This is a genomic window from Colwellia sp. RE-S-Sl-9, from assembly GCF_048296855.1.
Taxonomy (GTDB): domain Bacteria; phylum Pseudomonadota; class Gammaproteobacteria; order Enterobacterales; family Alteromonadaceae; genus Pseudocolwellia.
Genome location: NZ_CP182631.1, coordinates 3,755,482 through 3,779,931, shown reverse-complemented (window position 1 = coordinate 3,779,931; position 24,450 = coordinate 3,755,482). Strand labels below are relative to the sequence as shown.

At 37.6% G+C, this 24,450-nt stretch carries 13 protein-coding genes; 9 read left to right on the top strand and 4 right to left on the bottom strand.

The window, feature by feature from the left end:
- Window positions 1-363 precede the first annotated feature (363 nt).
- The 6 genes from ACM9HF_RS16385 to ACM9HF_RS16360 all read left to right on the top strand — a co-directional run bounded on the left by ACM9HF_RS16385 (window position 364) and on the right by ACM9HF_RS16360 (window position 9,705).
- Complete coding sequence (locus tag ACM9HF_RS16385; protein ID WP_473611441.1) at window positions 364-4,779, top strand: cobaltochelatase subunit CobN; 4,416 nt, start codon at window positions 364-366, stop codon at window positions 4,777-4,779.
- Window position 4,780: 1 nt separating this feature from the next.
- Entirely contained in the window at window positions 4,781-5,320 is a 540-nt protein-coding gene (locus ACM9HF_RS16380) for a MotA/TolQ/ExbB proton channel family protein (protein ID WP_473611437.1), read from the top strand.
- Between the two features lie 15 nt (window positions 5,321-5,335).
- A complete protein-coding gene (locus ACM9HF_RS16375) occupies window positions 5,336-5,665 on the top strand; it encodes a DUF2149 domain-containing protein (RefSeq protein WP_473611433.1) in 330 nt (109 codons plus the stop codon).
- A gap of 153 nt (window positions 5,666-5,818) precedes the next feature.
- Window positions 5,819-6,841, top strand: a complete 1,023-nt coding sequence (locus ACM9HF_RS16370) for a zinc-binding alcohol dehydrogenase family protein (protein WP_473611430.1) — start codon at window positions 5,819-5,821, stop codon at window positions 6,839-6,841.
- A 64-nt stretch (window positions 6,842-6,905) separates the two neighbouring features.
- Window positions 6,906-7,196, top strand: a complete 291-nt coding sequence (locus tag ACM9HF_RS16365; RefSeq protein ID WP_473611428.1) for a putative quinol monooxygenase — start codon at window positions 6,906-6,908, stop codon at window positions 7,194-7,196.
- Window positions 7,197-8,145: 949 nt separating this feature from the next.
- Window positions 8,146-9,705, top strand: a complete 1,560-nt coding sequence (locus ACM9HF_RS16360; protein WP_077340364.1) for a bifunctional GNAT family N-acetyltransferase/carbon-nitrogen hydrolase family protein — start codon at window positions 8,146-8,148, stop codon at window positions 9,703-9,705.
- 345 nt (window positions 9,706-10,050) lie between these two features.
- On the opposite strand, the gene ACM9HF_RS16355 is transcribed toward ACM9HF_RS16360, so the two are convergent.
- Window positions 10,051-11,274, bottom strand: coding sequence for an aldo/keto reductase (locus ACM9HF_RS16355; RefSeq protein WP_473611422.1), 1,224 nt, complete (start codon window positions 11,272-11,274; stop codon window positions 10,051-10,053).
- Window positions 11,275-11,333: 59 nt separating this feature from the next.
- On the opposite strand from ACM9HF_RS16355, the gene ACM9HF_RS16350 reads away from it, so the two are divergent.
- On the top strand, window positions 11,334-12,356 hold the full coding sequence (locus ACM9HF_RS16350; RefSeq protein ID WP_473611418.1) for a LacI family DNA-binding transcriptional regulator: 1,023 nt from the start codon (window positions 11,334-11,336) through the stop codon (window positions 12,354-12,356).
- Between the two features lie 70 nt (window positions 12,357-12,426).
- Here ACM9HF_RS16350 and ACM9HF_RS16345 read toward each other — a convergent pair whose 3' ends face one another.
- The 3 genes from ACM9HF_RS16345 to amt form a co-directional block, all read right to left on the bottom strand.
- Window positions 12,427-13,899 carry an MFS transporter gene (locus tag ACM9HF_RS16345; RefSeq protein WP_473611414.1) on the bottom strand — a complete coding sequence of 491 codons (1,473 nt, stop codon included), beginning with the start codon at window positions 13,897-13,899 and terminating at the stop codon, window positions 12,427-12,429.
- A gap of 172 nt (window positions 13,900-14,071) precedes the next feature.
- The gene (locus tag ACM9HF_RS16340) at window positions 14,072-16,633 is read right to left on the bottom strand and encodes a glycoside hydrolase family 31 protein (RefSeq protein WP_473611410.1); all 2,562 of its coding nucleotides are present in this window, start codon (window positions 16,631-16,633) and stop codon (window positions 14,072-14,074) included.
- Window positions 16,634-16,813: 180 nt separating this feature from the next.
- Window positions 16,814-19,864, bottom strand: coding sequence for an ammonium transporter (gene amt, locus ACM9HF_RS16335; RefSeq protein ID WP_473611406.1), 3,051 nt, complete (start codon window positions 19,862-19,864; stop codon window positions 16,814-16,816).
- Between the two features lie 648 nt (window positions 19,865-20,512).
- Between amt and ACM9HF_RS16330 the strand changes: the two genes are divergently transcribed.
- Both ACM9HF_RS16330 and ACM9HF_RS16325 read left to right on the top strand, forming a co-directional pair.
- Window positions 20,513-22,234 (top strand): alpha-amylase family glycosyl hydrolase, encoded by a 1,722-nt coding sequence (locus ACM9HF_RS16330; protein ID WP_473611401.1) that lies wholly within the window; start codon window positions 20,513-20,515, stop codon window positions 22,232-22,234.
- Window positions 22,235-22,799: 565 nt separating this feature from the next.
- Window positions 22,800-24,431: an alpha-glucosidase gene (locus ACM9HF_RS16325; protein ID WP_473618323.1), complete on the top strand. Its 1,632-nt coding sequence runs from the start codon at window positions 22,800-22,802 to the stop codon at window positions 24,429-24,431.
- Window positions 24,432-24,450 lie beyond the last annotated feature (19 nt).

Here is a 24,450-nt window from a genome sequence, read left to right as displayed (position 1 = left end):
TGAAGTCTGTAAAAAGGCATTGTTCTCAGCATGCTCATTTTTATTGATGTTTAAATCGTTTAAATGCGCCTCATGGAATCCAGTAGTAACACTTTTTTTGTTATAAATCTGGAGCTGTCCTCGCAACTGTATTTGTTATTGAAAATATGTATTTTCAATAACATAAGCCAGACACATGATGCTGATACCTACTGTTTTGAGCGAGAATACTCAATTTAGCACAGCAACTTTCTAGATTTTTAGCCTTTACTCTATGTCATCCGAATATAGAGCTTAGACTGTTACTTCAATCCTAGAACCAAATAAACACCCGCTGTTCTTTATTTAATTCTCTCCCTTATTTTTAATTGGCTTTGAGAATTTATGCGTTTTTTGATCTTATCTTTACTCTTTATTACTTCTATTTGCTCTGCTGCAGAAGACGAGTATTTACTCGTACTCGCTTCACAACGCAACTCTGAAACCATAGCCGAAGCCGCGCGATTATTTTATATCGCGCATCCCAAGCAAAAACAGCTAGCCATTAAAGCTCGCAGCGATGTGCAGTTATGGGAGTTATCACCCGAAGAACGTTCAGCATTAATTAACAACAGTCGAGCTATTTTAGGTTTTGGTTTATACGGTGCTAGCGTTCCTAATTTAAAGTCGTTATTAACACAATTTAAAAAGCCTAAATTACTTATTAACAGCGACCATCGTTTAGTTATATTAAGCCAATTTGGGAACTCACCACTATTTCCTGATGCTGAACAAATGCGAGAAATAGCTAAGAATCAACCCGGTGAGAATTTCCTTCAAGACCTTGCAGAGCAAATACAGCAATACCCAAATAAAGAAATATGGCTACAAACCCGAGGCTACTGGAAAGCAGGCGGTGCCAACAACAGCGCTGAAATGTTCGCTTCAATTTTTAGTGCCTTAGGCGAAAACATCAAATTCAATGCGCCAGTTCCTACACCTGAATTACGTTGGGTTATTAATAATAGCTTTTATAATCAACTCACCCATACCGAACTATCAAAGCTTAACCAACAACCAGTTGTTGCCATAATTGATCACGCAGGTGGCGCACGCCCTGCTGATACTAAGCTACTACGCGAAATATGTGATCTCGCCACTACTCAATATAACAATCAATGTTTAGGCGCTATCGCCGCTTGGGGTAAAGCCGGTGTAGATGCGATTAAACAATTAGTACCCATTAAAGATCGTTTAAGTGCCGTGATCATGCTGCAAGACTTTGTAATTGGTGGTGGCGATGGTCGTTCAGAAGTTACCGAATTACTCACACAACTTAATGTTCCTGTTATCAAAGCCATAAAACTACGTGACCGAACTGCCATTGAACGTCAGCTTTCGTCAGACGGATTAGCACAAGACAAAGTCTACTACCAAGTAGCTATGCCTGAACTACAAGGTGCTAGCCAACCATTAGTTATTGCAACGGCAGGAAACGCCAGTAACGATCCGCTAACAGGTATTCGTGTACAAGGTGTTACCGCTGAAACCAGCTCGATTCATTCGTTATTAACGCGTGCACAGCGTTGGAACCAACTCCAGACAAAAGAAAATGTCGATAAAAAAGTGGCGATTATTTATTACAATCATCCTCCAGGGCGTCATAACATAGGTGCCGATAACTTAGATGTTCCCGCATCGTTATGGCAAATATTAAATCAATTAAAAGCCGCAGGTTATAACACCGGCGAGCTACCTAAATCACAAGAAGACCTACTCGATATGATGCAAGCTCGTGGCGTAAATTTACCACGCGACTCTGGTGCTCTCGCTTCCATGAGCCAACATATTGAACGTATGACAAGTGCCGAATACAGCGCTTGGTTTAAAACCTTACCCGCCAGTGTTCGGCGCGAAATGGAACAAGGCCCGTTTGGTTTATTACACGAGCAACTTACCGCTGCCATTAGCCAAAACAAAGGCAAACTCGCATCCGATGCACTACATCATACCGTTGAAGAAATGCATCATTTACTTGAAGGGGTTGATCACAAAGGTCGCACTCGCGCATTAGCCTTATTAGGTCAGTTAGAAACCTGTTACTTAAACGTCATCAAAACACCAGAACAACAAACCTGTATGAGTGACGCGCCTAAAATTATTGACGCGCTACAAAAAACCGGCATTGAAGGATTAGGTGGCTGGGGCAAAGCACCCGGTAAAGTAATGACCTTTAATGATGAGCTACTTTTGCCCGGTTTAACTTTCGGCAATATTTTTATTGGTCCGCAACCACCAAGAGGTTGGGAAATTAACGAAGAGCTATTACACGCAAATTTAGCTTTTCCACCGCCGCATCAATATTTAGCGTTTTATCACTTTTTACGTAACAAATTTAAAGCCGATGCGTTTGTGCATTTAGGCCGCCATTCAACTTATGAGTTTTTACCGCGCCGCTCTGTAGGTTTAGCACCAGACGATTACTCGCGTATTATCGCAGGCGATGTACCGGGTGTTTATCCATATATTGTTGATGGTGTTGGCGAAGGTATTCAAGCTAAGCGTCGTGGTTTAGCTGTGATGGTAGATCACCTAACGCCACCTCTTGCTAGCACACCACTTTACGACGAGTTACTACAACTTAGACAACTTATAGAAAGCTTTGAAACTAGCCACGGTACTGATAACGAAGTGCTGGCTAAAAGACTCGTAAAACAAATACGTGAGAAAGTCGACAAGCTCGAACTCAAAGAAGAACTCGCCCAAGCTATGTCAGCTGAACTTGCCGTAATGGGCATAAGTTTTGAAGAAGTTGACGACGATATGATGGTGCACGAAGTGGGTCATTACCTTACCGACTTACAAGAACGTTTCATGCCATTAGGCTTACATATTTTTGGTAAAGACTGGCAAGAAAATGCGGTAGAAATGATGCTAAATTCAATGCTTACCCGAGCAGACAGCCAAGATAGCGTATTGAAAAAAGACATAACAGCAAGATTAGTCGCTTCACCAAAAGCTGAAATGACCGCCCTACTCAATGGCTTAAAAGGTGGTTTTATCACACCGGGGCAAGGCAACGATCCAATAAGAAGCCCAGCAAGTTTACCGACAGGTCGTAACTTCTATGCCCTTGATAGCTCGTTAATTCCAAGTCGAGTTGCATGGCAGCTTGGTCAAGAAATGGCAAAATCAGCAAGAGAAAATAACGAAAAAGCAGCCGATAAACGTGAAGCGCTAATTCTTTGGGCGTCTGACGTAGTGCGCGATGAAGGCGTAATGATCGCCTTTGGTTTAGACATGTTAGGACTTGAACCTGTATGGAACAGTCGAGGTTTAGTTAAAGGCTTAAAGCGCCAAGATCTGCAAAATCAAAGTGATGAAGCAAAGCGAGTACGTCGCGATATGGTATTTACCACGTCAGGCTTATTCCGCGACTTATACGGCCAACAAATGCTACTGTTAGACAAAGCCACCTTAATGGCGATAGATGCCAGTGCTGACACTATCAGAACTGATTACCCTGCGCTAAGTTTATCACTAACAAACGCATTAGAAGTATTAGGTAAAGAAGCCATAGGTGGTAACGAATCACTTAAAATTAACCAAGTAGCCGCTAACTGGGTGATTCAAGCTAAAGAGTTACTTGCCGCTGGCTTTAACGCAAAAGATGCAGGTATTAGCGCAAGTTTACGCGTATTTGGCGATGCTCCCGGTAGTTATGGCGCAGGTATTAACCGTTTAGTAGAACGCTCAGGCGCATGGGAAAAACGTGAAGAACTCGCTAAAGTTTATACCCGACGTTTAGGCCACAGCTATGGTTTGTCATCATTTGGTACGCCAGCACAAAACACCTTTAAGCGTGTTTTACGTGATGTGGAAAATACTTACTTTGGTCGTTCAAGTAACCTTTATGGCTTAATCGATAACAACGATGCTTTCGATTATCTTGGCGGCTTAAGCTTAGCGGTAGAAACCTTAACGGGTAAACCACCAAAGAATTATATTATTGATCATGCCGATCCTGACAACGTAAAAACGAAACGTTTAGGGCCTGCACTTCGACAAGAACTTCGCGGTCGCTTCTTAAATCCTGCTTGGTTAAAAGCGCAAATGGAACATGACTATGCCGGTGCTCGTACTATGGGCAGTGAGTTTCTTGAATACTTATGGGGCTGGCAAGTCACCAATCCAACATTAGTAGGAGATTGGGCATGGGAAGAAGTTAAAGCGGTTTATATAGACGATCGATACGATCTTCAATTAGATCAGTTTTTAGAAAAAGGCCACAACGCTCATGTTAAAAGTAACATGCTTGCGATTATGTTAGTGGCCGTTCAAAAAGACTTTTGGGATGCGGATAAAGCCACAATCGAGCAACTTGCCGCTAGCTTTGTACGTTTAGTAAAAGCCAATGGTTTACCGGGCAGTGGGCATTCAGATCCTGACAATCCTATGTTGCCATGGTTAGAACAACATTTATCTGCCGAGCAATGGCAAGATCTCGCGCAAGTTATCGCCTTAGCCAAAGGTAACGATACACAAGTTGAACCTGAGGAAGTTCATCGAGTTGCGGAGCTGAAACTAAAAGCAGAGGAGCTTGCGCCAGAAAACGCAGATAGTGATAAAACAACAGATACAAACACCGCTAGCGCTGAACAAAAGCCAGCAGACGAAACAGCTGAAAGCGAAACGGAAAATAACTCAACATGGCAATGGTGGCTGGCTCTAATACTTGTCGCCTTTATACTGTTCGGTTTTTATCGCGGAGTAACAAAAGCCAAAAGCTTAACCCATAGATCTTCAACAGGAGAGCAATAACATGCACATGGAATACGGAATAATATTAGGACTATTGCATCAGTTTGTTGGGTGGTTACTTTATCCTGTTATTTTTGTTTTAGCTTTAGCCGTAATAGGTGTTTTATGGGAGCTAGGTTTAGCTTTTGCAGAGCGTTATTATATTTTAAAAGCCTTTACTCAAGCGGCTCTTTCAGTTTCAAGAAAAGGTTCGGCTTCTGATTCTGCTTTAATTTCAACTAAAACACCAGTAACAAAATTAAACCACACAGAGATTGAACAAGAGTTTCAAGCTCATGCTACCAAACGCTTAGAACGTATTGACTTATTTGCGCGATCAGGCCCTATCTTAGGTTTAATGGGCACTTTGATCCCTTTAGGTCCGGGATTAACGGCCTTAGGTTCTGGCAACATCGATATTTTAGCGACAGCGTTAACGGTAGCATTCGATACCACAGTTGTTGGCTTATTGATTGGTTTAGTAGCTTATACCCTAGGTCGAATTCGTCGACGTTGGTACGATCAAACATGGCAGAAAATCACTTCTGCAACTGCTGAGTAAATTTAGGAGAATATTATGTCTAATAAATCATCGTGGCAATCATCTCAATTTGCTGAACAAGACACCGACCCACTCGCAGGCTTCGCTAATATAATGGATGTTATGTTAGTTTTTGCACTTGGCTTAATGCTAGCTTTAGTTGCCCAAAGTAAAGAATTACAAGAAAAGTTCTCGATAGAATCTAATAAAACAGAAACCATTGAAGTAACGACAGGAACTGAATTAGTTGATGCGCCTGAATCACTTTCAAACCCAACGAATGCAAAAGCAAATGGGTTAGAATCGTTAGGACAAGTTTATAAAGATCCAAAAACAGGAAAGTTAATTTTAATTAGTGGTGGCTAACAAACCACATTTTTTGATTATATGCGGGTAATAGCCCTTTATTATCAATTATTTTTTGATAATGATTCTGCAATTACCCTATTCATTAAAACCTCATTAACCTCTATCATGTCTCCAACGTAATAAATACCTACCCATTTTTGGAGCAACACAATGAAAGCGATCGGATATAAAGAATCATTACCTATTACCAATGCAGACTCTTTACAAGATATTGAATTAACTAAACCTACAGCAACAGGTAACGACTTACTGATAAAAGTTAAAGCAATAGCAGTAAACCCTGTTGATTATAAAATTCGTCAAAACGTGGCGCCAACAGATGATAACTACAAAGTTATTGGCTGGGATGCTGTCGGTGAAGTGGTTGAAACAGGTAATGATGTTACTCGTTTTAATGTAGGCGATACCGTTTTTTATGCGGGTGATTTACTACGCCAAGGCAGCAATGCTGAATTTCAGTTAGTAGATGAAAAGCTAGTAGGTTTAAAACCTAAAAACATCTCAGACGCTGAAGCAGCTGCATTACCTTTAACGTCAATCACCGCTTGGGAAATGTTATTTGAACATTTAGAAATAAAACAACAAACGTCTAACCCAGCACAAAAAGATGAAGTAATTTTAGTTGTAGGTGCTGCTGGTGGTGTAGGTTCAATACTTATTCAACTCGCTAAAAAACTAACTAATGCAACGATTATTGCAACGGCATCACGCGAAAGCTCAAAACAATGGGTTACTGATTTAGGGGCTGATTATGTAGTTGATCATTCGAAGCCATTATCCCCACAAATTGAAGCATTAAACATTGGTCCATTAACGCATGTAGCCAGTTTAAATAATACCGATGCGTACATAGATGCTTATGTTGAACAACTTATTCCTTTTGGAAAAATCGCCTTAATTGATGATCCTGAAGCAATTGATATTAAAAAATTAAAAATGAAAAGCTTATCGCTGCATTGGACTTTTATGTACACTCGTTCAATGTTCCAAACCGACGATATGGTTGAGCAAGGTAAATTATTAAGCCGCGTATCTGAACTTATCGACCAAGGAAAGATCAAAACAACGATAGGTAAAAACTTAGGTAAAATTAATGCTGAAAACTTAAGAGCTGCTCATCAAGAATTAGAGTCTGGCTCATCTATCGGAAAAATAGTGTTATCAGGCTTTTAAGCTCTTACTTATACCTGTTACTAATCAAGATACGCATTTCAGAGTATATTAAAGGATATAGAAAATGACACAGTTAACCGTTATTGCAAAAATAGTAGCAAACGAAGATAAAATTGAATTAGTAAAAGCTGAACTAATAAAGCTTATTGATGCTACTCGTGCTGAAGAAGGTTGTATTAATTACGACTTACATCAAGATAACGAAAACCCAGCACATTTCACTTTCTATGAAAATTGGGAAACACGTGAATTATGGCAAGCTCATATGGCTAATCCAAATTTAGCTGATTACTCTGCAGCTACAGAAGGTGCTATTGCAGAATTTAGCTTAAACGAAATGACGGTTATCGGTTAATCAGTATTCACAAAAATGTTACTGAATTCCTTGGCTATTACCGCTAAGGGCTCTTAAATTAAGATGTGTATAGCGAGATTTTAAAGATTAAAATTTCGCTATTTATTGATACTCAACTTACCCATTACTCTACTTAACCTCAACTCAGATTAATGAATGTTAGCGAATAAATAAAAACCCTTATTTATAAATAACCTGAGTTCAGGTTACTTAGTACTGACTCACTTAAACGTAATAGCTTACACCTATCTTAGGAAATGTTTGACTAAAGAACTCATCAATTTTGTTTCTAAACTCTTTCGCTGTGACAAATTATTTATTATTTCTGACAGGTTCATTCATGACTTACATAATCGTTCTATTAGGTTTAATACACATACATCAAGCCTAATAAATGATGCATAAAGAATAGTTTTAGTTTATATATTAAATGTTAATTTGAGTATATATACCCGTTACCACTCAAGAGGCTATTTCAGAGTGCTTGAGCGATATCAATTCAAGGCAATGTTTTGTAATAATGCGTTCCCTTATAAAAAGCATTAACGACGAAGTGATTTTGCTCAAGCGCTTCTCCGATGGGTCTAAAAACAATTTATGGGGCTTATTAACTTTAGTAAGGTTCCTACACGGATGTAGGACATTAGGGTAACGCAGGAGCAGTTACCGAGAATAACCATGACGTAAACTTAATGCCTTGCATACATGGATGTAGACCTTAGATTTCGTCTGGAACATGAAATCTGTGCCTAAATTGTTTTTAGTTCCCACTGAAACCTGCATCTTGAATGATAACGGGTATAAAAAGCACTTAGCAATTAATTCAACAGAGTACACATATCTGACTGTTTTTCGTACCACGCACATATAGTCAGCTATTTTTGCCACTAAGTGTGGCGTTATTTTTAAAGTTTAATAAACTTAAAAATTGTAAAAATTTGGTATAAAAATGAACGATAATACTTTTACTGATGAATCGGAACACAAACTAAATTTACGCAACTTAGAATTAAGTGATTTTGACGATTTAAAAGAAGTCATGGAACTCATCTATCCTGACATGGGGGGCGCTGGGCCAGAAAAAAAATTTAAAGCGCAACTTTCTACTTTCCCAGAAGGCCAAATATGCATTGAAGATCATGGAAAAGTGATTGCCGCAGCTTTTTCGCTTGTTGTAGATTATGACAAATTTGGAGATCATCACACTTACGAAGAAATTACGGGTGATGCCTACCTAACAACTCATGATCCATTAGGCGATGTATTATATGGTGCTGAGGTTGTGGTACATCCAGACTATCAAGGCATGCGTCTTGGTAGACGATTGTATGAAGCAAGAAAAGAACTTTGCCAAAATTTAAACCTTAAATCTATTGTGGCAGGTGGGCGTATACCCAACTATCAAAACCATGCAAAAGACATGTCACCTCAAAAATATATTGAGCTTGTTAAAAAGAAAGAAATTTATGATCCCATTTTAACTTTTCAGTTATCAAACGATTTCGAAGTAAGGCGCGTTCTTAGTAAATACTTACCTGAAGACAAAGAATCGAAAGGTTATGCCACCCTGCTGGAATGGACCAATTTATATTACGATGATGAAAAAGCGCCCTTGTTTGGTGCTATCAAAAAAACAGCAAGAGTTGGTTGTGTTCAATGGCAAATGAGGCCACTTAAGTCTGTAGAAGAACTTATTCAGCAAGTAGAGTTTTTTGTTGATGCCCTCTCAGATTACCAATGTGATTTAGCTTTATTGCCTGAGTTTTTTAATGCACCTTTAATGGGAATTGAAGCGCATCAAAACTCTATTGATTCAATTAAAGCGTTATCTGAATTTTCTGAAGAAATAATTGAAGCAATTTCTCGTCTAGCCGTTAGCTATAATATCAATATCATTGCGGGTTCATTACCCGTTATGGAAGATAACCAGCTATATAATGTGTCTTATTTTTGTCGCCGTGATGGAACACTAGAATCACAATATAAAATTCACCCTACCCCCCATGAAAAACGCGCTTGGATTATGCAAGGTGGTGATAATTTACGAGTTTTTGATACCGACTTCGGAAAAATTGGTATTTTAATTTGTTACGATATTGAATTTCCTGAACTTGCTCGACTTCAATCGGAAAAAGGTATGCAATTATTATTTGTGCCTTTTTGGACAGACACAAAGAATGCCTACTTAAGAGTTCGTTGTTGCGCACAAGCTCGAGCTATTGAAAATGAATGTTATGTGGCTATAGCCGGTAGTGTGGGTAATTTACCTAAAGTAGATGGTGCCGACATTCAATATGCTCAATCTGCCGTATTTTCGCCATCAGACTTCTCTTTCCCTCATGATGCAATTATGGCCGAAACAACACCAAATACAGAAATGACGTTAATTGTTGATCTTGACTTAGAAAAACTCAGTACATTACAAAATGAAGGCTCAGTAAGAAATTATTTAGACAGGCGTCGCGACTTATATAAAATAAATTGGCTCGGAAACAAAGACAACGAGTAATGGGTATATACCCGTAACCATGTATAAAAAAGCCTCATGAGTTTTATGGCTCACGAGGCTTTTTTTTAACTAATCTCAGTTCAAATTAGAGCTAATTAACCTCAGCTCGGGATAAGCAAAGTTACTCAACAAGCTATTTTTATGCCTAACTTCGTTGAATTTATTACTAATAGCTAGCTATTAGATAGAGAAATTCGCCTTGTTATACACAAAAATATCAATGTTGAGAGACTAATATAACTTAGGAAAACAACGGTACAGGTTAAGATTTTGATAAATAATAATTTTAATTCATTATCTAACATTCATTAACCCGAGTTGAGGTTAATTAGATAATAAACACTATTACGAGGCTAATATTTTCTCAATTAACTGTAACTCTTCAGCGCTAAAGTTTTGTTGCTTTAAAGCATCTACCGACACTTCAACTTGTGCTGCGCTGCTTGCACCAATTAAACACGATGTTACCGCTTTATTGTTAAGATTCCATGCGATAGCCATTTGCGCTAAAGTTTGTCCGCGCTCTAACGCTAAAGCATTTAATGCTTTCACTTTAGTTAGCTTTTCAGGTGTTATTTGGTCACTATTAAAATGAATTATTTCGTTACGAGCAGCTCTTGAATTAGCCGGAATACCATTAAGGTATTTGTCGGTTAACAAGCCTTGAGCAAGAGGTGAAAACACAATAGACCCCACACCTTCATTTAGTAACACATCTGTTAAGCCATCTTCAATCCAACGATCAAACATGTTGTATCTTGGTTGATGAATCAACAACGGCGTACCTAAATCGTTAAGAATTTTAATCGCTTTAATACAATCAGCCGGACGATAATTTGAAATGCCTACATAAAGTGCTTTGCCTGAACGAACAAGGTAATCAAGCGCTGCCATTGTTTCTTCTATAGGTGTTTCAGGATCTGGACAATGATGATAAAAAATATCAAAGTAATCTAAACCTGTACGTTTTAAGCTTTGTTCACAACTTGATATTAAATACTTTCTTGAACCACCAATACCAAAAGGCCCAGCCCACATGTCGTAACCGGCTTTGCTAGAAACAATAAGTTCGTCACGATAATGTTTAAAATTACGTTGAAAAATTTGACCAAAAGTCGATTCAGCCGAACCATACGGAGGCCCATAGTTATTCGCTAAATCGAAATGATTAATACCTAAATCAAACGCTTTTTGTAAAATATTAGCCGCATTTGATTGTGAATCGACTTCACCAAAATTTTGCCAAAGGCCTAATGAAATTTTAGGTAGCTTTAAACCACTTTTACCACAACGAGGATATTCCATTTCTTTATAACGGTTAGCGTCTGCAATGTAGCTTGGATTAGGTTCATGAGTGATCATAAATAGCTCTTTAATTAATGAGTGATAAAACGACAATAAATAAGCGATAAAGTTAGCTTTTTTTAGTCTTTTGTTACCAAAAAATATACGTGCTTTATTATACAAGATCTCATCCAAGTTGCGAGATGAGTATAAATCCACTATTTTATTGATAGTAATAGAAAATACAGAAGAAATATTAGGGTAAATTGCGCAACGACACTTCATTGTATAAAACGCCCCTCTGAGGTATATTCAGGTATATATTGTTTTTCGGAAAAACATTAGTGAAAGCTAAAGCCACATCTTTTGATATTGCCTATCAGGCAGGTGTATCGCAATCTACAGTATCTAGAGCGCTAAGAAATAGTCCGCTAGTAAATGAAGAAACTCGCGCTAAAATTCAAGCGATTGCCAAAGAGCTCAATTATAAAGTTGACAAAAATGCGAGTAATTTAAGATCGCAACAAAGTGACACCATAGCTTTGCTCCTGTTCGAAGATCCGAGTAACGATGATTCATCAATTAATCCTTTTTTCTTATCTATGTTAGGCAGCATAACGCGTGCATGTTCGAATAAAGGCTTTGATTTACTCGTATCTTTTCAACAATCAAGTAACGACTGGCATGCCGATTTTGAAGATAGTAACAAAGCCGACGGACTTATTTTACTTGGCTATGGCGACTACGAAGATTACGAAGAAAAACTACGTACATTAATAGAACAAGGCACACATTTTGTGCTTTGGGGCGCAGAAGTAAAAGAGCTACCTATTATTTCGATTGGTTGCGATAATTTTCAAGGTGGTATGAAAATTACCGAACATGTTATTAAGCAAGGCCGTAAAAACTTTGCTTTTTTAGGTGATGCTTCAAACCATTCGCCTGAATTTTTAGCGCGTTATCAAGGCCATTGCCAAGCACTAAAAAACAATAATTTAGCTGTTAATGAGAAATTACAAATCGCGGCTATTTTCACCGAAGACTCAGGCTATCACGCAGCCTGTAAACTTATAGAAAGTGGTGAAAATTTTGATGCTATTTTTGCCGCTAGTGATTTAATAGCCATAGGTGCAATGCGAGCGTTACAAGAAAAAGGAATGACTATTCCTGATCAAGTTGCTGTGGTGGGTTTTGATGATATAGCAATTGCCAGTTTTACCTTTCCACCATTAACCACTGTTAAGCAAAACACGCAATTAGCCGGTGATATTTTAGTGACCAAGCTGCTGCAATTAATTCATGGTGAACAAGTAGAAGCGAGTTTAATGCCGACCGAGCTTGTGGTACGAAAATCTTGTGGTGCTTAATAACGCAAAGAGCCATTATCCTATGGGAATAATGGCTACCTAAATTCTAATAAATTGTCTGGTTAAATAATCATGAACTTTGATCATCTTTTACAAAATACACTGATATTGCCGCAAGAAACATCGCAATACCCGCTAATATAATAATGTAAATAGCCTGATTATTAAAAAATGTAGTTAAAATCCAGCCCGTTAAAACACCTGAAAGTATTTGTGGGGCAGCAATAGTAAAGTTGAAAATCCCCATATAAACTCCCGTTTGTTTCACCGGTAAAGCGCCAGCTAATATTGCGTAAGGCATAGCTAAAATTGCCGCCCATGCCATACCGATACCCGCCATAGGAATTAATAAATTTACAGCTCCTTGAGGAAGATCAATTTGTCCGCCAAAAAAGCTAACGGTTGTTAGTGTTGGATCTTGTAAAAAGTACATACTAACGTAACCAATACCGCCCGCAAATAAAGCAAGCGAATACGTAGTTTTACGACCAATCGTATTAGCTAATTTAGATAAAAACACAGAAAATACCGCAGCAAATAACGAGTATGCTGCAAACAAAATACCCACCCAATCGCCTGCTGCACCTTTGGCTAATAATATCGCTTCAGGCACCTCGCCCACTTGTTTTAAATATTGAGAATCAAACCATTTAGCATCAATTCCCCAAATATGTTGCGCTAGCGCTGGCATGGTATACACCCATAAAATAAACAACGCGAACCACGAGAAAAATTGCACTAAAGCCAATTGCTTCATAGTACTTGGCATTGATTTAACCAAACCAACAAAACCAGAAAAACGTTTAACAAGTGACTCTTTTGTATCGGTACTTGTTGCAGAGCTTTCAAGCTCAGGAAGAGAATAACTACCTGGTGCATATTCTTTGGTCATTACGGCAGTCCACAGCACCGAACCTAATAATACGGTTGCACCAATATAAAACGCCCAAATAACTGATGGCGCAACTTCACCGCTTGAAGAAGTATTATCTAACCCAACCACATTCGTTAAAATAAAAGGTAGAAGAGAACCAATAACTGCACCAATATTAATAAGTAACGATTGCACAGAATAACCAATATTACGTTGGTTGTTAGGTACCATGTCTGACACTAGCGCTCTGAAAGGTTGAAAGGCCACATTAAATGACGCATCCATAATCGCCAGCATTACTGCACCAAATAATATCGGTGGCACTAAAGTTACCACCAAAGGCGCATTAGGCATTAATATCATACCGATTGCCGCAGCTACAGACCCCAATAAAAGATAAGGTATACGACGGCCAAACTTATTCCATGTTCGATCAGACGCTGCACCAACTATCGGCTGAATTAATAACCCCATAACAGGGGCCACTAACCAAAATAAGGAAAGGGAGTGTAAATCTGCCCCAAGGTCTGACAGTATTCTACTAACATTGGCGTTTTGTAAAGCAAAGCCAAATTGCACACCTAAAAAGCCAAAGCTTACGTTCCATATTTGCCAAAAACTAAGTTGAGGTTTCTGTTTATTATTATAGGTTGTTGTGGTTTCACTCATTTTTAGACTCTTATGGAAAGTAAATAGTAAGTAGATATGATCAAAAAGTTACAGCAAATATTGGTGTATCTAGTGAATAAATAATATACGTACAATAAAACTAAATCGCTATCACCTGCATACGTATTCACAGGTATGCTGTATTTGCTCATTTATTCGTTTTTATTTTAATTTAACGCACAAACAAGTTTATATCCTGCTGTTGCCAATTAAAGCTCATCGTAAGTGTTTGCTTTTCTTCATTCCAACGAGCCACTTTATTATGTAACGGTTGTTCTTTATTTAACTCGCTGTTTGAACTTGGTTTTTCTAGTTTAAATATGGTTTTATTTTCGCCTTGAACAAGCGCTATGTTTTTCGCTTCTCCTTTATAATTATGGATAACTAGGGTTATCTTTCTCATTTTAGGTGAAGCATCAAAACCATTTTTTAATTTTGAAAAAACAAAATGCAATTCTTCATTTTTTGCGCCATGTCTTTGTGCACTGAATTGTAATAATTCAAATAGCCCTTTTTCCAAAGCTTGATTGCTTTCACCGTCGTCTTCATACATTTTAGCTTGGCTAAAATTAACGGATTCGTCTGCGTAATAATGCAAGCTAACAGCATCACTCGAGTAATTTTGGGTTGATTGAATGCTATCAATCATAGGAATAAAAGATCCGCCTCTAACCAGTACAGGTATGTGCTCTAAAGAAACAGGCATATTGATAACTTGATTACCTTGATACTCAGTTCCGTTCCAGTAATCAGTCCAAGTACCTTTGGGTAATGGTATGTTTACACTTTTTGTATCGGCTTCAACGATGGGAGTTACAAGAAAAGCATCTCCCCATAAATAACTTTTAGTATTATTGATTAGCTTAAGATCATCTTCATTCTCAAAAAATAGCGGACGCATTAAAGGCATTCCTGTCGTGCTATTTTGGTAAGCTAACGTGTAATTATAGGGTAATAATTGGTAGCGTAATTTAACGTATTTTCTGAGTATGTTTTTCGTTTTTTCATCATGAAACACAGGTTCTGATGCAATATGATCTTGGCCATGAGGACGAAACACAGGTTGAAAAACCCCGTACTGTAACCAACGCGTATAAAGCTCGGCATTAAAAGTGTCTCCGCCAGCAAAACCACCTAAATCAGAATGCGTATAAGCTAAACCAAACAAACTCATTTGTAAGCTCAGTTCAACTTGAGATTGCAAACCTCCCCATGTTCGGCTTACGTCGCCTGTCCAAGGCATAATGCCATAACGCTGTGAACCTGCGAAACCTGAGCGCATCATAACAAAAGGCCTTGTATTTGGAGCCATGGCTAATTGTTGGTTATACACCATTTGTGCCCAACGATGACCATACACATTATGAATTTCATCAGCGGTAACATGCATTCCGTTATCTAACCTATGTATGCTAGCGCTTGGGTGTACTTCTGGCTCGCCTAAATCGCCCCACCAACCAGCAATACCTTGTTCGTGTAACCTTTGATAACTTTGATTAAACCACTCTCGACCACTTTTATTGAACACATCAACTAAGCCAGTATTACCAAAGTAAAAATCAAACGTTTTAGCATGGCCATTCTTATCCATTGCTAAGGCATTATTTTCAACAGCAGATTGCCATTTTTTTGAAGAACTTAAAATAAAAGGCTCTGTTATCGCAATGGTTTTTACGCCTTTACGTTTCAGATCTTCAATCATTTTTATCGGTGTTGGAAACGCGTTTTTATCCCAATCTAAATTACCCATGTGGCCTTTAATATCTTTACCAAACCAATATAAATCTAAAATAAGCGCATCTAAGGGAAAATCTTCTTGCTGATATTTATTAACAACGTTACGTACTTCTTGCTCGCTTCGGTAACCAAAACGAGAGGCAAAGCTTCCTAATGTCCAACGAGCTGGCAAAGGTTGTTTACCTGTAACGTGAACATAGTTTTCAATTAACTTAGGGTAAGTATCACCCGCAATAACAAGGTAAGCATTTCGTCCACCTACCGCGTTAAATTCAAGTGTATTATGCTGTGTTTTACCTATATCCATCATTCCTTTAGCCGAATTATCAAAAAGCAAAATATACTTTTTATTCGACATAACGGCTGGTAGACCAAAATACATTTGGTTAGATTCAGTGCTGTAACCGTAATGAGCTTTATTATAAAGTGGCATAGCATGGCCACGCCTATTCATGCCGAGTATTCTTTCTCCGCCACCGAGTAATATCTCTTCATCACTTAATGTAAACTTCAACTTAACTTCTGATTTATTTACAGATTCATTCGTTTTGTTATCATCTAATAGATACTGAGGGACTTGAGAAATCAATTGTTCAGTGTTTTTATAAAAACTTATATTGAAAGGTACTTTAGTAATAACTGCCGATAATTTTCCGGCTGAAAAAGTAAGAGATTTAACTTTATTAATAACACTTGTTTTTTGTTTTTGTGTAGAGGGGGCTATAGCAAACGACGGTAAATTCTTATTCCTTTGGTTGTGATAAACCACTTCAATAGCTTCTTCACCGTAGGCAGTAAGCCAAACACTGCCCTCCTCCGTTTTAATTTTTAATACGCTATGATTAAACTCATAATCGACTAGAGTAACGTTAGGTTTTTGTTCGAGAGCATAAGCACTAAAAGCACAACCTAAAAAAAGAAGTAACGACAGTAACAGGCTATTTTTATAAGAAGTAAGCTGATGTTTAATATTAAAAATAATAAAGCCAGTGTGCATGTAGGTACCTATTTATTTTTGCGTACAGTTTCAGTATAGACTGAATAGTAACGTTAAATATCTTTGTACCGCAGCTGAATACGTATGCACTAACTTGTACAGTTATTAGCAACGTATAGCATGCTTAAAATAACAATTTCCTGACTTAATAAACTTAGTTAGTGCCGTATAAACCTAAAATTAAAATGTAATATCTTTTAACCTTAATAAAGGCGTCGCTTGCTCTACTGTGATAGGTTTTGAGAAGAGATAGCCTTGAAAATTTGAACAGCCATTTTTTAACAAAAAGGCTTTTTGTTCTTCGGTTTCAACCCCTTCAGCTATAGTTGATAAACTAAGGTTGTTGGCTAAATTAATAATGGTTGAACATATTTGTCCGTCTTCGGTGGTTGATGCGCATTCATTAACAAATGAGCGATCAATTTTTAATATATCAATAGGTAAACGTTTTAAATAACTCAATGAAGAATAACCCGTCCCAAAGTCATCTACTGATATTTTAATATCCATTTCTTTTAATTGCGAAAGAACGTTAATACACTCTTCAACCTCTGTTAATAACACGCCTTCTGTTATTTCTATTTCTAAAAACTCACCCGAGATATTATTTTTTGATAACTGCGCTTTTATAAAAGGAATCAGTTGCCCTGAAATTAGGTGTTTTCCTGAAATATTCACCGATATGGGCACAATATTTAATCCTTGCTGACTCCATTGCATCTGTTGTTCTAAAACGTTTTTTATGGCTAACTCGCCTATCGTAATAATGGCTTCTGAATTTTCAGCAATAGGAATAAATATACTGGGCGAAATATAATTACCATCAGAGTGTAGCCAACGAGCTAAGGCTTCAAAACCAATAACATGATCACGTTCATTAACTTTTGGCTGATAAACAAAATGGAATTGCTCAGGATCATTTATTGCGCTTCTCATGTCTTGTTCATAAGTAAAGTTGATAATATCAACATGTTCCATGTCAGGCTGGAATAATTGAAAATTGTTACGGCCATTTTTTTTAGCATGGTACATTGCCATATCAGCCTGTTTTATTAACTCTTGCGCATTGGCTTTTACCACTTTAGATAAAGCGATACCGATACTGGTTAATATATTGACCATATGCCCTTCTAATTCAATAGGGCTACGTAACACACTTAATATTTCTTGCGCTTTATTTATTGCGTCAAGTGAACTTAACTCACCTTCCATCATCACAATAAATTCATCGCCTCCCCAGCGAGCAATAATGTCTGAAGAACGTGTTACTTCAATTAATCGGCTAGCAACTTCACATAACAAAATGTCTCCTGCTTTATGACCTAAAGTGTCATTAACTTGTTTAAAGCGGTCTAAATCTAAAAAGAAAAGAATAATGTGTTGTGTATCATTGACCGGTTTTTTAATAAAACTTTCTAAGCAGTTCATTAAATAAGTTCGGTTATATAAGCCCGTTAATGAATCGCTATATGCTAATTGTTTTAGCTTATTTTGTAATTTTAATTGCCTAGAAATATTACGAATATGTAAGGTAAATTCATTTTTAAAAACGCTACCTAAATTGGTTCTTGTTACCGATACCTCAGCGGGAAATTCGCCACTGGCTTGGCTATTTAATGTGATGGTATTTCTTCTATTATGTAAAAGTCCTTGGGCCGTAGAAAATTGATGCTTTAAACTTTCTTTAATTGCTTCTTGCTCATCTTCTTGAATAAATAGCTCGATAAAGTTTTTTCCAATAACACTTCTTTTTAAATAGCCAAATATTTTTTCTGACGCAGGATTAAACTCAAGAATATTGCCATGTAAATCAACGGTTACAATACTGTCCATTGATGAATCTAAGATGGCACTTTTGCGTTTTTCGCTAGAACGAAATTGATCAATAGCATTATCTCGTTGTGTAATTTCATTATTAACGCGTTTAATAACCTTATTGTATTGCTTAGCTATTTGACCAACCTCTGTAAAAGGCTCTTCGGGTACCGAAGCTGAAAACTCACCTTCCGTTTGCTGTAAACGCATTGAATCAAGTAAGTCGATGAGCTCAGTTGAGGCTCTATGCTCTGAAATATTCATACCGATCATTTCATTTTTAGCTGACACACGCAGTGGAACAAAATGATCAATTATTTTGAACAAAATAAAACTAACAATGAAGCTGAAAGAGAAGATAGAAAAAATACCAATAAGCTGAGCATTAAATTGCTCAAAGCGTGATAACCCTGTATCTAATACGGTTAAATCGGAAAATAAAGCAACCGCTAATGTTCCCCAAATACCTGCAAATAAATGCACAGGAATAACACCTAAAGCATCATCAATTTTTAACTTTTCAATAACGTATGTTCCATAATACAAAACAACACCAGCGATAATACCAATAAGCATAGCTTCTTTAGCGCTAACGCTGTTACAACATGCCGTAATAGCAACCAAGCCTGAAATAACACCGTTTAAAATATAACTCACATCAATAAATTTATGATGATAGTTGTGAATCATTGACGCAAATATGCCGCCAAATACTGCAGATATACAGGTGTTTAATATAATACTTGGAACTTGCTCATTAAGAGCTAAAGTGCTTCCACCATTAAAGCCAAACCACCCTAACCAAATCAATAAAACGCCTAATACAGCAATAGGTAAGTTACTTCCTTGTGGAAACTTTCTCTTAGGATTGAATCGCCCTAATCGAGGGCCAATAATTAATACGGCGGCAAGTGCCACACTTCCTCCAACCGAATGAACAACCGTTGCTCCGGCAAAATCAACAAAACCTAAACTTTCCAGCCACCCCTGATTATTGTCTGAATAAATAGATGACCAAGCCCAATGACCACATATAGGATAAATAATCGCAGACAAAATTAATGTGCCATAAATATAGCCGCGATATGTCATACGTTCAGCTACAGCACCTGATAAAAGGGTGGCAGCCGTACCGCAAAACATCATTTGAAAAATAAAGAAGCTAATTTGAAAAGGTGTTTGATCATCACCAAAAAAGAACTCGCTTGTGCCGAATAAACCATAAAAAGATTCACCAAACATTAAAGCAAAGCCAATAGTCCAATAAACGGTTACAGCAACAATAAAATCAGAAATATTTTTGGCGGCAACATTTATACTATTTTTACTGCGGATTTTTCCACTTTCTAAACACAAAAAACCTGCTTGCATCAAAAACACTAAAAAAGCTGTAGTAAGCAGCCAAGAATAATCCATCCAAAACCCTATATATATATACCCGTAACCATTCAAGATGCAGGTTTCAGTGGGAACTAAAAAAAATTTAGGCACAGATTTCATGTTCCAGACGAAATCTAAGGTCTACATCCATGTATGTAAGGCATTAAGTTTACGTCATGGTTATTCTCGGTAATTGCTCCTGCGTTACCCTAATGCCCTCATCCATGTAGGAACCTGACTAAAGTTAATAAGCCCCATAAATTGTTTTTAGACCCATCGAAGAAGCGCTTGAGCAAAATCACTTCGTCGTTAATGCTTTTTATAAGGGAACGACCATTATTACAAAGCATTGCATTGCCTTGAATTGATATCGCTCAAGCACTCTGAAATAGCCTCTTGATTGGTAACGGGTATAGACTTAATAATTTAAATTTATTTTAATAAACAATCAATTAACGCTTCATGCTTATCATCTCTAGTGGCTGTTTTGTTGTCAAACGAGTAAATTTCATCTATACCAACTTAAATAATACTAGTATAAATTTTCAAAAATTAAAGTTAGCTGGAAATATATAACCACAATATTCATATCAGTAGGTTTGTTATTTGAATACGTATGCACTAACTTGTACAGTTATTAGCAACGTCATAGCATGCTTTAAATAACAATTTTGAGATCCTTTTATGCGTAATTATTTACATGCTGTTCGCTTATCTAAGCCACCATTTTTTAACTTGATCAATATTATGGTGCTTGGAGCTTTATCCATCAGTTGTTCTTCCGTAGATAACAATAAAACACCGAATAATGCGGCGATAACACAAAGCACAAATAACATTTACGGCACTACAAACGATTACGCGAAAGAAGCTATTTATTTCTTAATGACCGATAGGTTTGTAGATGGTGACCCAAGTAATAACCATGAAAATCAAGGCGGCGAACATCCAACATTTGATAGACCTTTAGTGGGTGAGAACGGCGAAACAGCTAATGTAGGTTATCTTGGAGGCGACTTTCAAGGTGTTATTAATAACGCACAATATATTAAAGATATGGGCTTTACCTCTGTGTGGTTAACGCCTATTTATGACAATCCTGATGAAGCCTTTTCAGGTGGTTCACCTATTACCTATGGCGGAAAATTTAAAGACGGCGGAAAAACTGGTTACCATGGTTATTGGGGCGTTAACTTTTTTAAAACAGACGAACACTTAACCTCCCCTGCCTTAGGTTTTTCTGAATTTACCCAACGTTTAAACAAAGATTTCCAGCTAGATTTTGTGCTTGATATTGTTGCTAATCATGGTTCACCTTCTTATACCATGCCGGTTAATCAAAAATCTTTTGGTAAGCTGTATGATGAAAACAATACCTTAGTGGCCAATCATCAAAACCTTGCTCCAAAAGATCTTAATGAAAATGAACCACTGCATCTGTTTTTTAATAACAAACCCGACATTGGTGAACTCTCAGACTTTAATGAAAATAATCCAGAGGTTTTAGCCTACTTTACTAAAGCTTATTTATATTGGTTAAACCAAGGTGCGGATTCTATTCGTATTGATACCATTAAACATATGCCACACCATTTTTGGAAAAAATTAACTGACAATCTTCGCGCACAACATCCTGATCTCTTTATTTTTGCTGAAAGCTTTTCATACGATGCAACGTTTATTGCAGAGCATACTAAACCAGAAAATGGCGGCGTTAGCGTTTTAGATTTTCCAGGACAAAAAGCAATAACGGGTGTGTTTGAAAATCCTAACAGTAGCTATGCAGATCTGCTTTCTTACTTACATTTAACTGATGGTTTATACCAAAATCCCTATGAGTTAATGACCTTTTACGACAACCACGATATGCCGCGTATGAACGCTAACGATAATGGCTTTATTGATGCGAATAATTGGTTGTTTACCTCTCGTGGTATTCCGGTGATTTATTATGGTTCAGAAATCAACTTTATGACTGGAAAAGCAGAGCATGAAGGTAACCGAAATTACTTAGGACAAGCGAATATAGAGCGCGCTAAAAAGCATATTATTCATCAAGAATTAACCCAAATAGCCCAAATACGTAAACACAACATCGCCCTACAAAAAGGTGTACAACTGAATGTAGAGTTCAAGCAAAACACCGCTGTTTTTTATCGTGTTTATCAAAAGGATGGCGTTAACCAAACGGCTTTGGTTTTTTTAAATAAAAGCGATAACCCTGAAACCATTACTGTTAATAAATTATTAAACGCTGGAGTTTGGCAAGACGCTCAATCTAAAGAACTGTTAACTATTACCCCAGAACAAAAGCAGTTAAGCGTGCAAGTTAATGCTCACGATGTAAAAGTTCTGCTATTAAATAGCCCTATTAATAATGCTAAATTATTAGCAATGCTGAAATAACCCTTTCAAGCTTAACGGTTTAAAGCCTACTGTTAAATATACCCGTTACTATTCAAGATGCAGGTTTCAGTGGGAACTAAAAACAATTTAGGCAAGGCATTAAGTTTACGTCATGGTTATTCTCGGTAACTGCTCCTGCGTTACCCTAATGTCCTACATCCGTGTAGGAACCTGACTAAAGTTAATAACGAAGCATAAATTGTTTTTAGACCCATCGAAGAAGCGCTTGAGCAAAATCACTTCTGCGTTAATACTTTTTATAAGGGAACGACCATTATTACAAAGCATTGCCTTGAATTGATATCGCTCAAGCACTCTGAAATAGCCTCTTGATTGGTAACGGGTATAAACGGTAGGTTACCTCTACCCCTCTTTTATCTCCTTAATTTCTCCAAACTATTGGTTATTTTTTTTCAAATAAATGCATACGTATGTTACACAATACATACGTATGCAAAGCCTATGATAGGTAGGGCTTCTTAGCGTATTCTTAGTACATTATATGAATACGATAACGAGTGGCAATAATTCAAGCCGCTTTAGTCAAACGGTTGGAGCTTTAATAATGTTAGAACAAATGTGGTGGCGAGGAGCCGTAATTTATCAAGTTTATCCTCGAAGCTTCAATGACAGCAATAACGATGGCATTGGTGATTTACAAGGTATTGTTGCTAAGCTAGATTACATTGCAAGTTTAGGTGTAGATGCGATTTGGATTTCGCCTTTTTTCAAATCTCCAATGAAAGATTTTGGTTATGATATTAGCGACTACCGAGACATAGATCCTATTTTTGGTAACTTAGCCGACTTTGATGAACTAATCGCAAAAGCGCATGCGCTAAATATTAAAATAATGATCGACCAAGTGTTAAGCCACACTTCAGATCAACACCAATGGTTTATTGAAAGCCGCGAAAGCCAAACTAACGATAAAGCCGACTGGTATGTTTGGGCTGACGCTAAGCCAGACGGAACAGCGCCTAACAATTGGTTATCTATTTTTGGTGGTATGGGTTGGACATGGGAGCCACGCAGACAGCAATATTACCTGCATAACTTTTTAACGAGCCAACCTGACTTAAACTTTCATAATCCTGAGGTTCGCCAAGCGGTATTAGACAATGTTGAATTTTGGCTAAAACGTGGTGTGGATGGTTTCAGATTAGACGCGATTAACTTTTGTTTTCACGACGCTCAACTGCGCGACAACCCGCCAAAACCTAAAGAGTTAAGACAAAGCATAGGTTTTGATGAGAAAAACCCATACGCTTATCAATACCATTATTTTAATAATACCCAAGATGAAAATTTAGGCTTTATTGAATCAATCAGATCACTACTTAATCAGTACCCAGGTACAGTGGCTTTAGGTGAAATATCGTCTGAAGACTCACTTAAAACCATGGCTGAGTACACCCAAGGTGATAGCCGATTACACATGGGTTATAGCTTCGATTTATTAACCGACAACTTTACCGCCAGCTATATAAAGCAAGTAGTAAAATCTTTAGAGGCAAGCGTATCTGACGGCTGGCCTTGCTGGTCTATCAGCAATCACGATGTGCAACGTGTAGTCAGTCGTTGGGGGGCTAAAAACAACCTAGCTGCTGCACCAAATTTTGCCAAAATGCTATTTGCTTTAATATCATCATTACGTGGCAGTGTCTGTAGTTACCAAGGTGAAGAGCTAGGATTACCTGAAGGTGAAATTGCCTTTGAAGACATTCAAGACCCTTACGGCAAAACTTTTTGGCCACAATTTAAAGGTCGCGATGGTTGTAGAACACCTCACCCTTGGAATAAAAACGAGACTAACGCAGGGTTTTCTGAAAACACACCATGGTTACCTATGATCGACAGTCATAAACCGCTAGCTGTAAGCGAACAAGACCTTGAACCTACATCGGTATTAAATAGCTACAGGGCATTTACCCATTGGCGCAAACAGCACCCTGCACTACTTTATGGCGACATTGAATTTATAGACTCAGATGAATCTTTATTAGTATTTACCCGAACCTTCGAGAGTCAAAATCTGCTTGTATGCTTCAACTTAAGTGATACAACGCAAACGTTTAATACAAGCTCATTTAACAACTTAACTGAACAAACAGGCCATAAACTCGCTGTAGGTAAAGTCGTTGGTAACAGCATTGAGTTACAGCCTTTCGGTTGCTTTTATGCTGAAGTACAGTAACGCCAATCCCCTAATCAGT

Bases quoted from the DNA above. Each gene is read 5' to 3' on its own strand.
- ACM9HF_RS16360 (WP_077340364.1), top strand. From the start codon at position 8,146: ATGAACGATAATACTTTTACTGATGAATCGGAACACAAACTAAATTTA.
- ACM9HF_RS16375 (WP_473611433.1), top strand. From the start codon at position 5,336: ATGTCTAATAAATCATCGTGGCAATCATCTCAATTTGCTGAACAAGAC.
- ACM9HF_RS16370 (WP_473611430.1), top strand. From the start codon at position 5,819: ATGAAAGCGATCGGATATAAAGAATCATTACCTATTACCAATGCAGAC.
- ACM9HF_RS16330 (WP_473611401.1), top strand. From the start codon at position 20,513: ATGCGTAATTATTTACATGCTGTTCGCTTATCTAAGCCACCATTTTTT.
- ACM9HF_RS16340 (WP_473611410.1), bottom strand. From the start codon at position 16,633: ATGCACACTGGCTTTATTATTTTTAATATTAAACATCAGCTTACTTCT.
- ACM9HF_RS16385 (WP_473611441.1), top strand. From the start codon at position 364: ATGCGTTTTTTGATCTTATCTTTACTCTTTATTACTTCTATTTGCTCT.
- amt (WP_473611406.1), bottom strand. From the start codon at position 19,864: ATGGATTATTCTTGGCTGCTTACTACAGCTTTTTTAGTGTTTTTGATG.
- ACM9HF_RS16345 (WP_473611414.1), bottom strand. From the start codon at position 13,899: ATGAGTGAAACCACAACAACCTATAATAATAAACAGAAACCTCAACTT.
- ACM9HF_RS16380 (WP_473611437.1), top strand. From the start codon at position 4,781: ATGCACATGGAATACGGAATAATATTAGGACTATTGCATCAGTTTGTT.
- ACM9HF_RS16325 (WP_473618323.1), top strand. From the start codon at position 22,800: ATGTTAGAACAAATGTGGTGGCGAGGAGCCGTAATTTATCAAGTTTAT.
- ACM9HF_RS16365 (WP_473611428.1), top strand. From the start codon at position 6,906: ATGACACAGTTAACCGTTATTGCAAAAATAGTAGCAAACGAAGATAAA.
- ACM9HF_RS16355 (WP_473611422.1), bottom strand. From the start codon at position 11,274: ATGAAGTGTCGTTGCGCAATTTACCCTAATATTTCTTCTGTATTTTCT.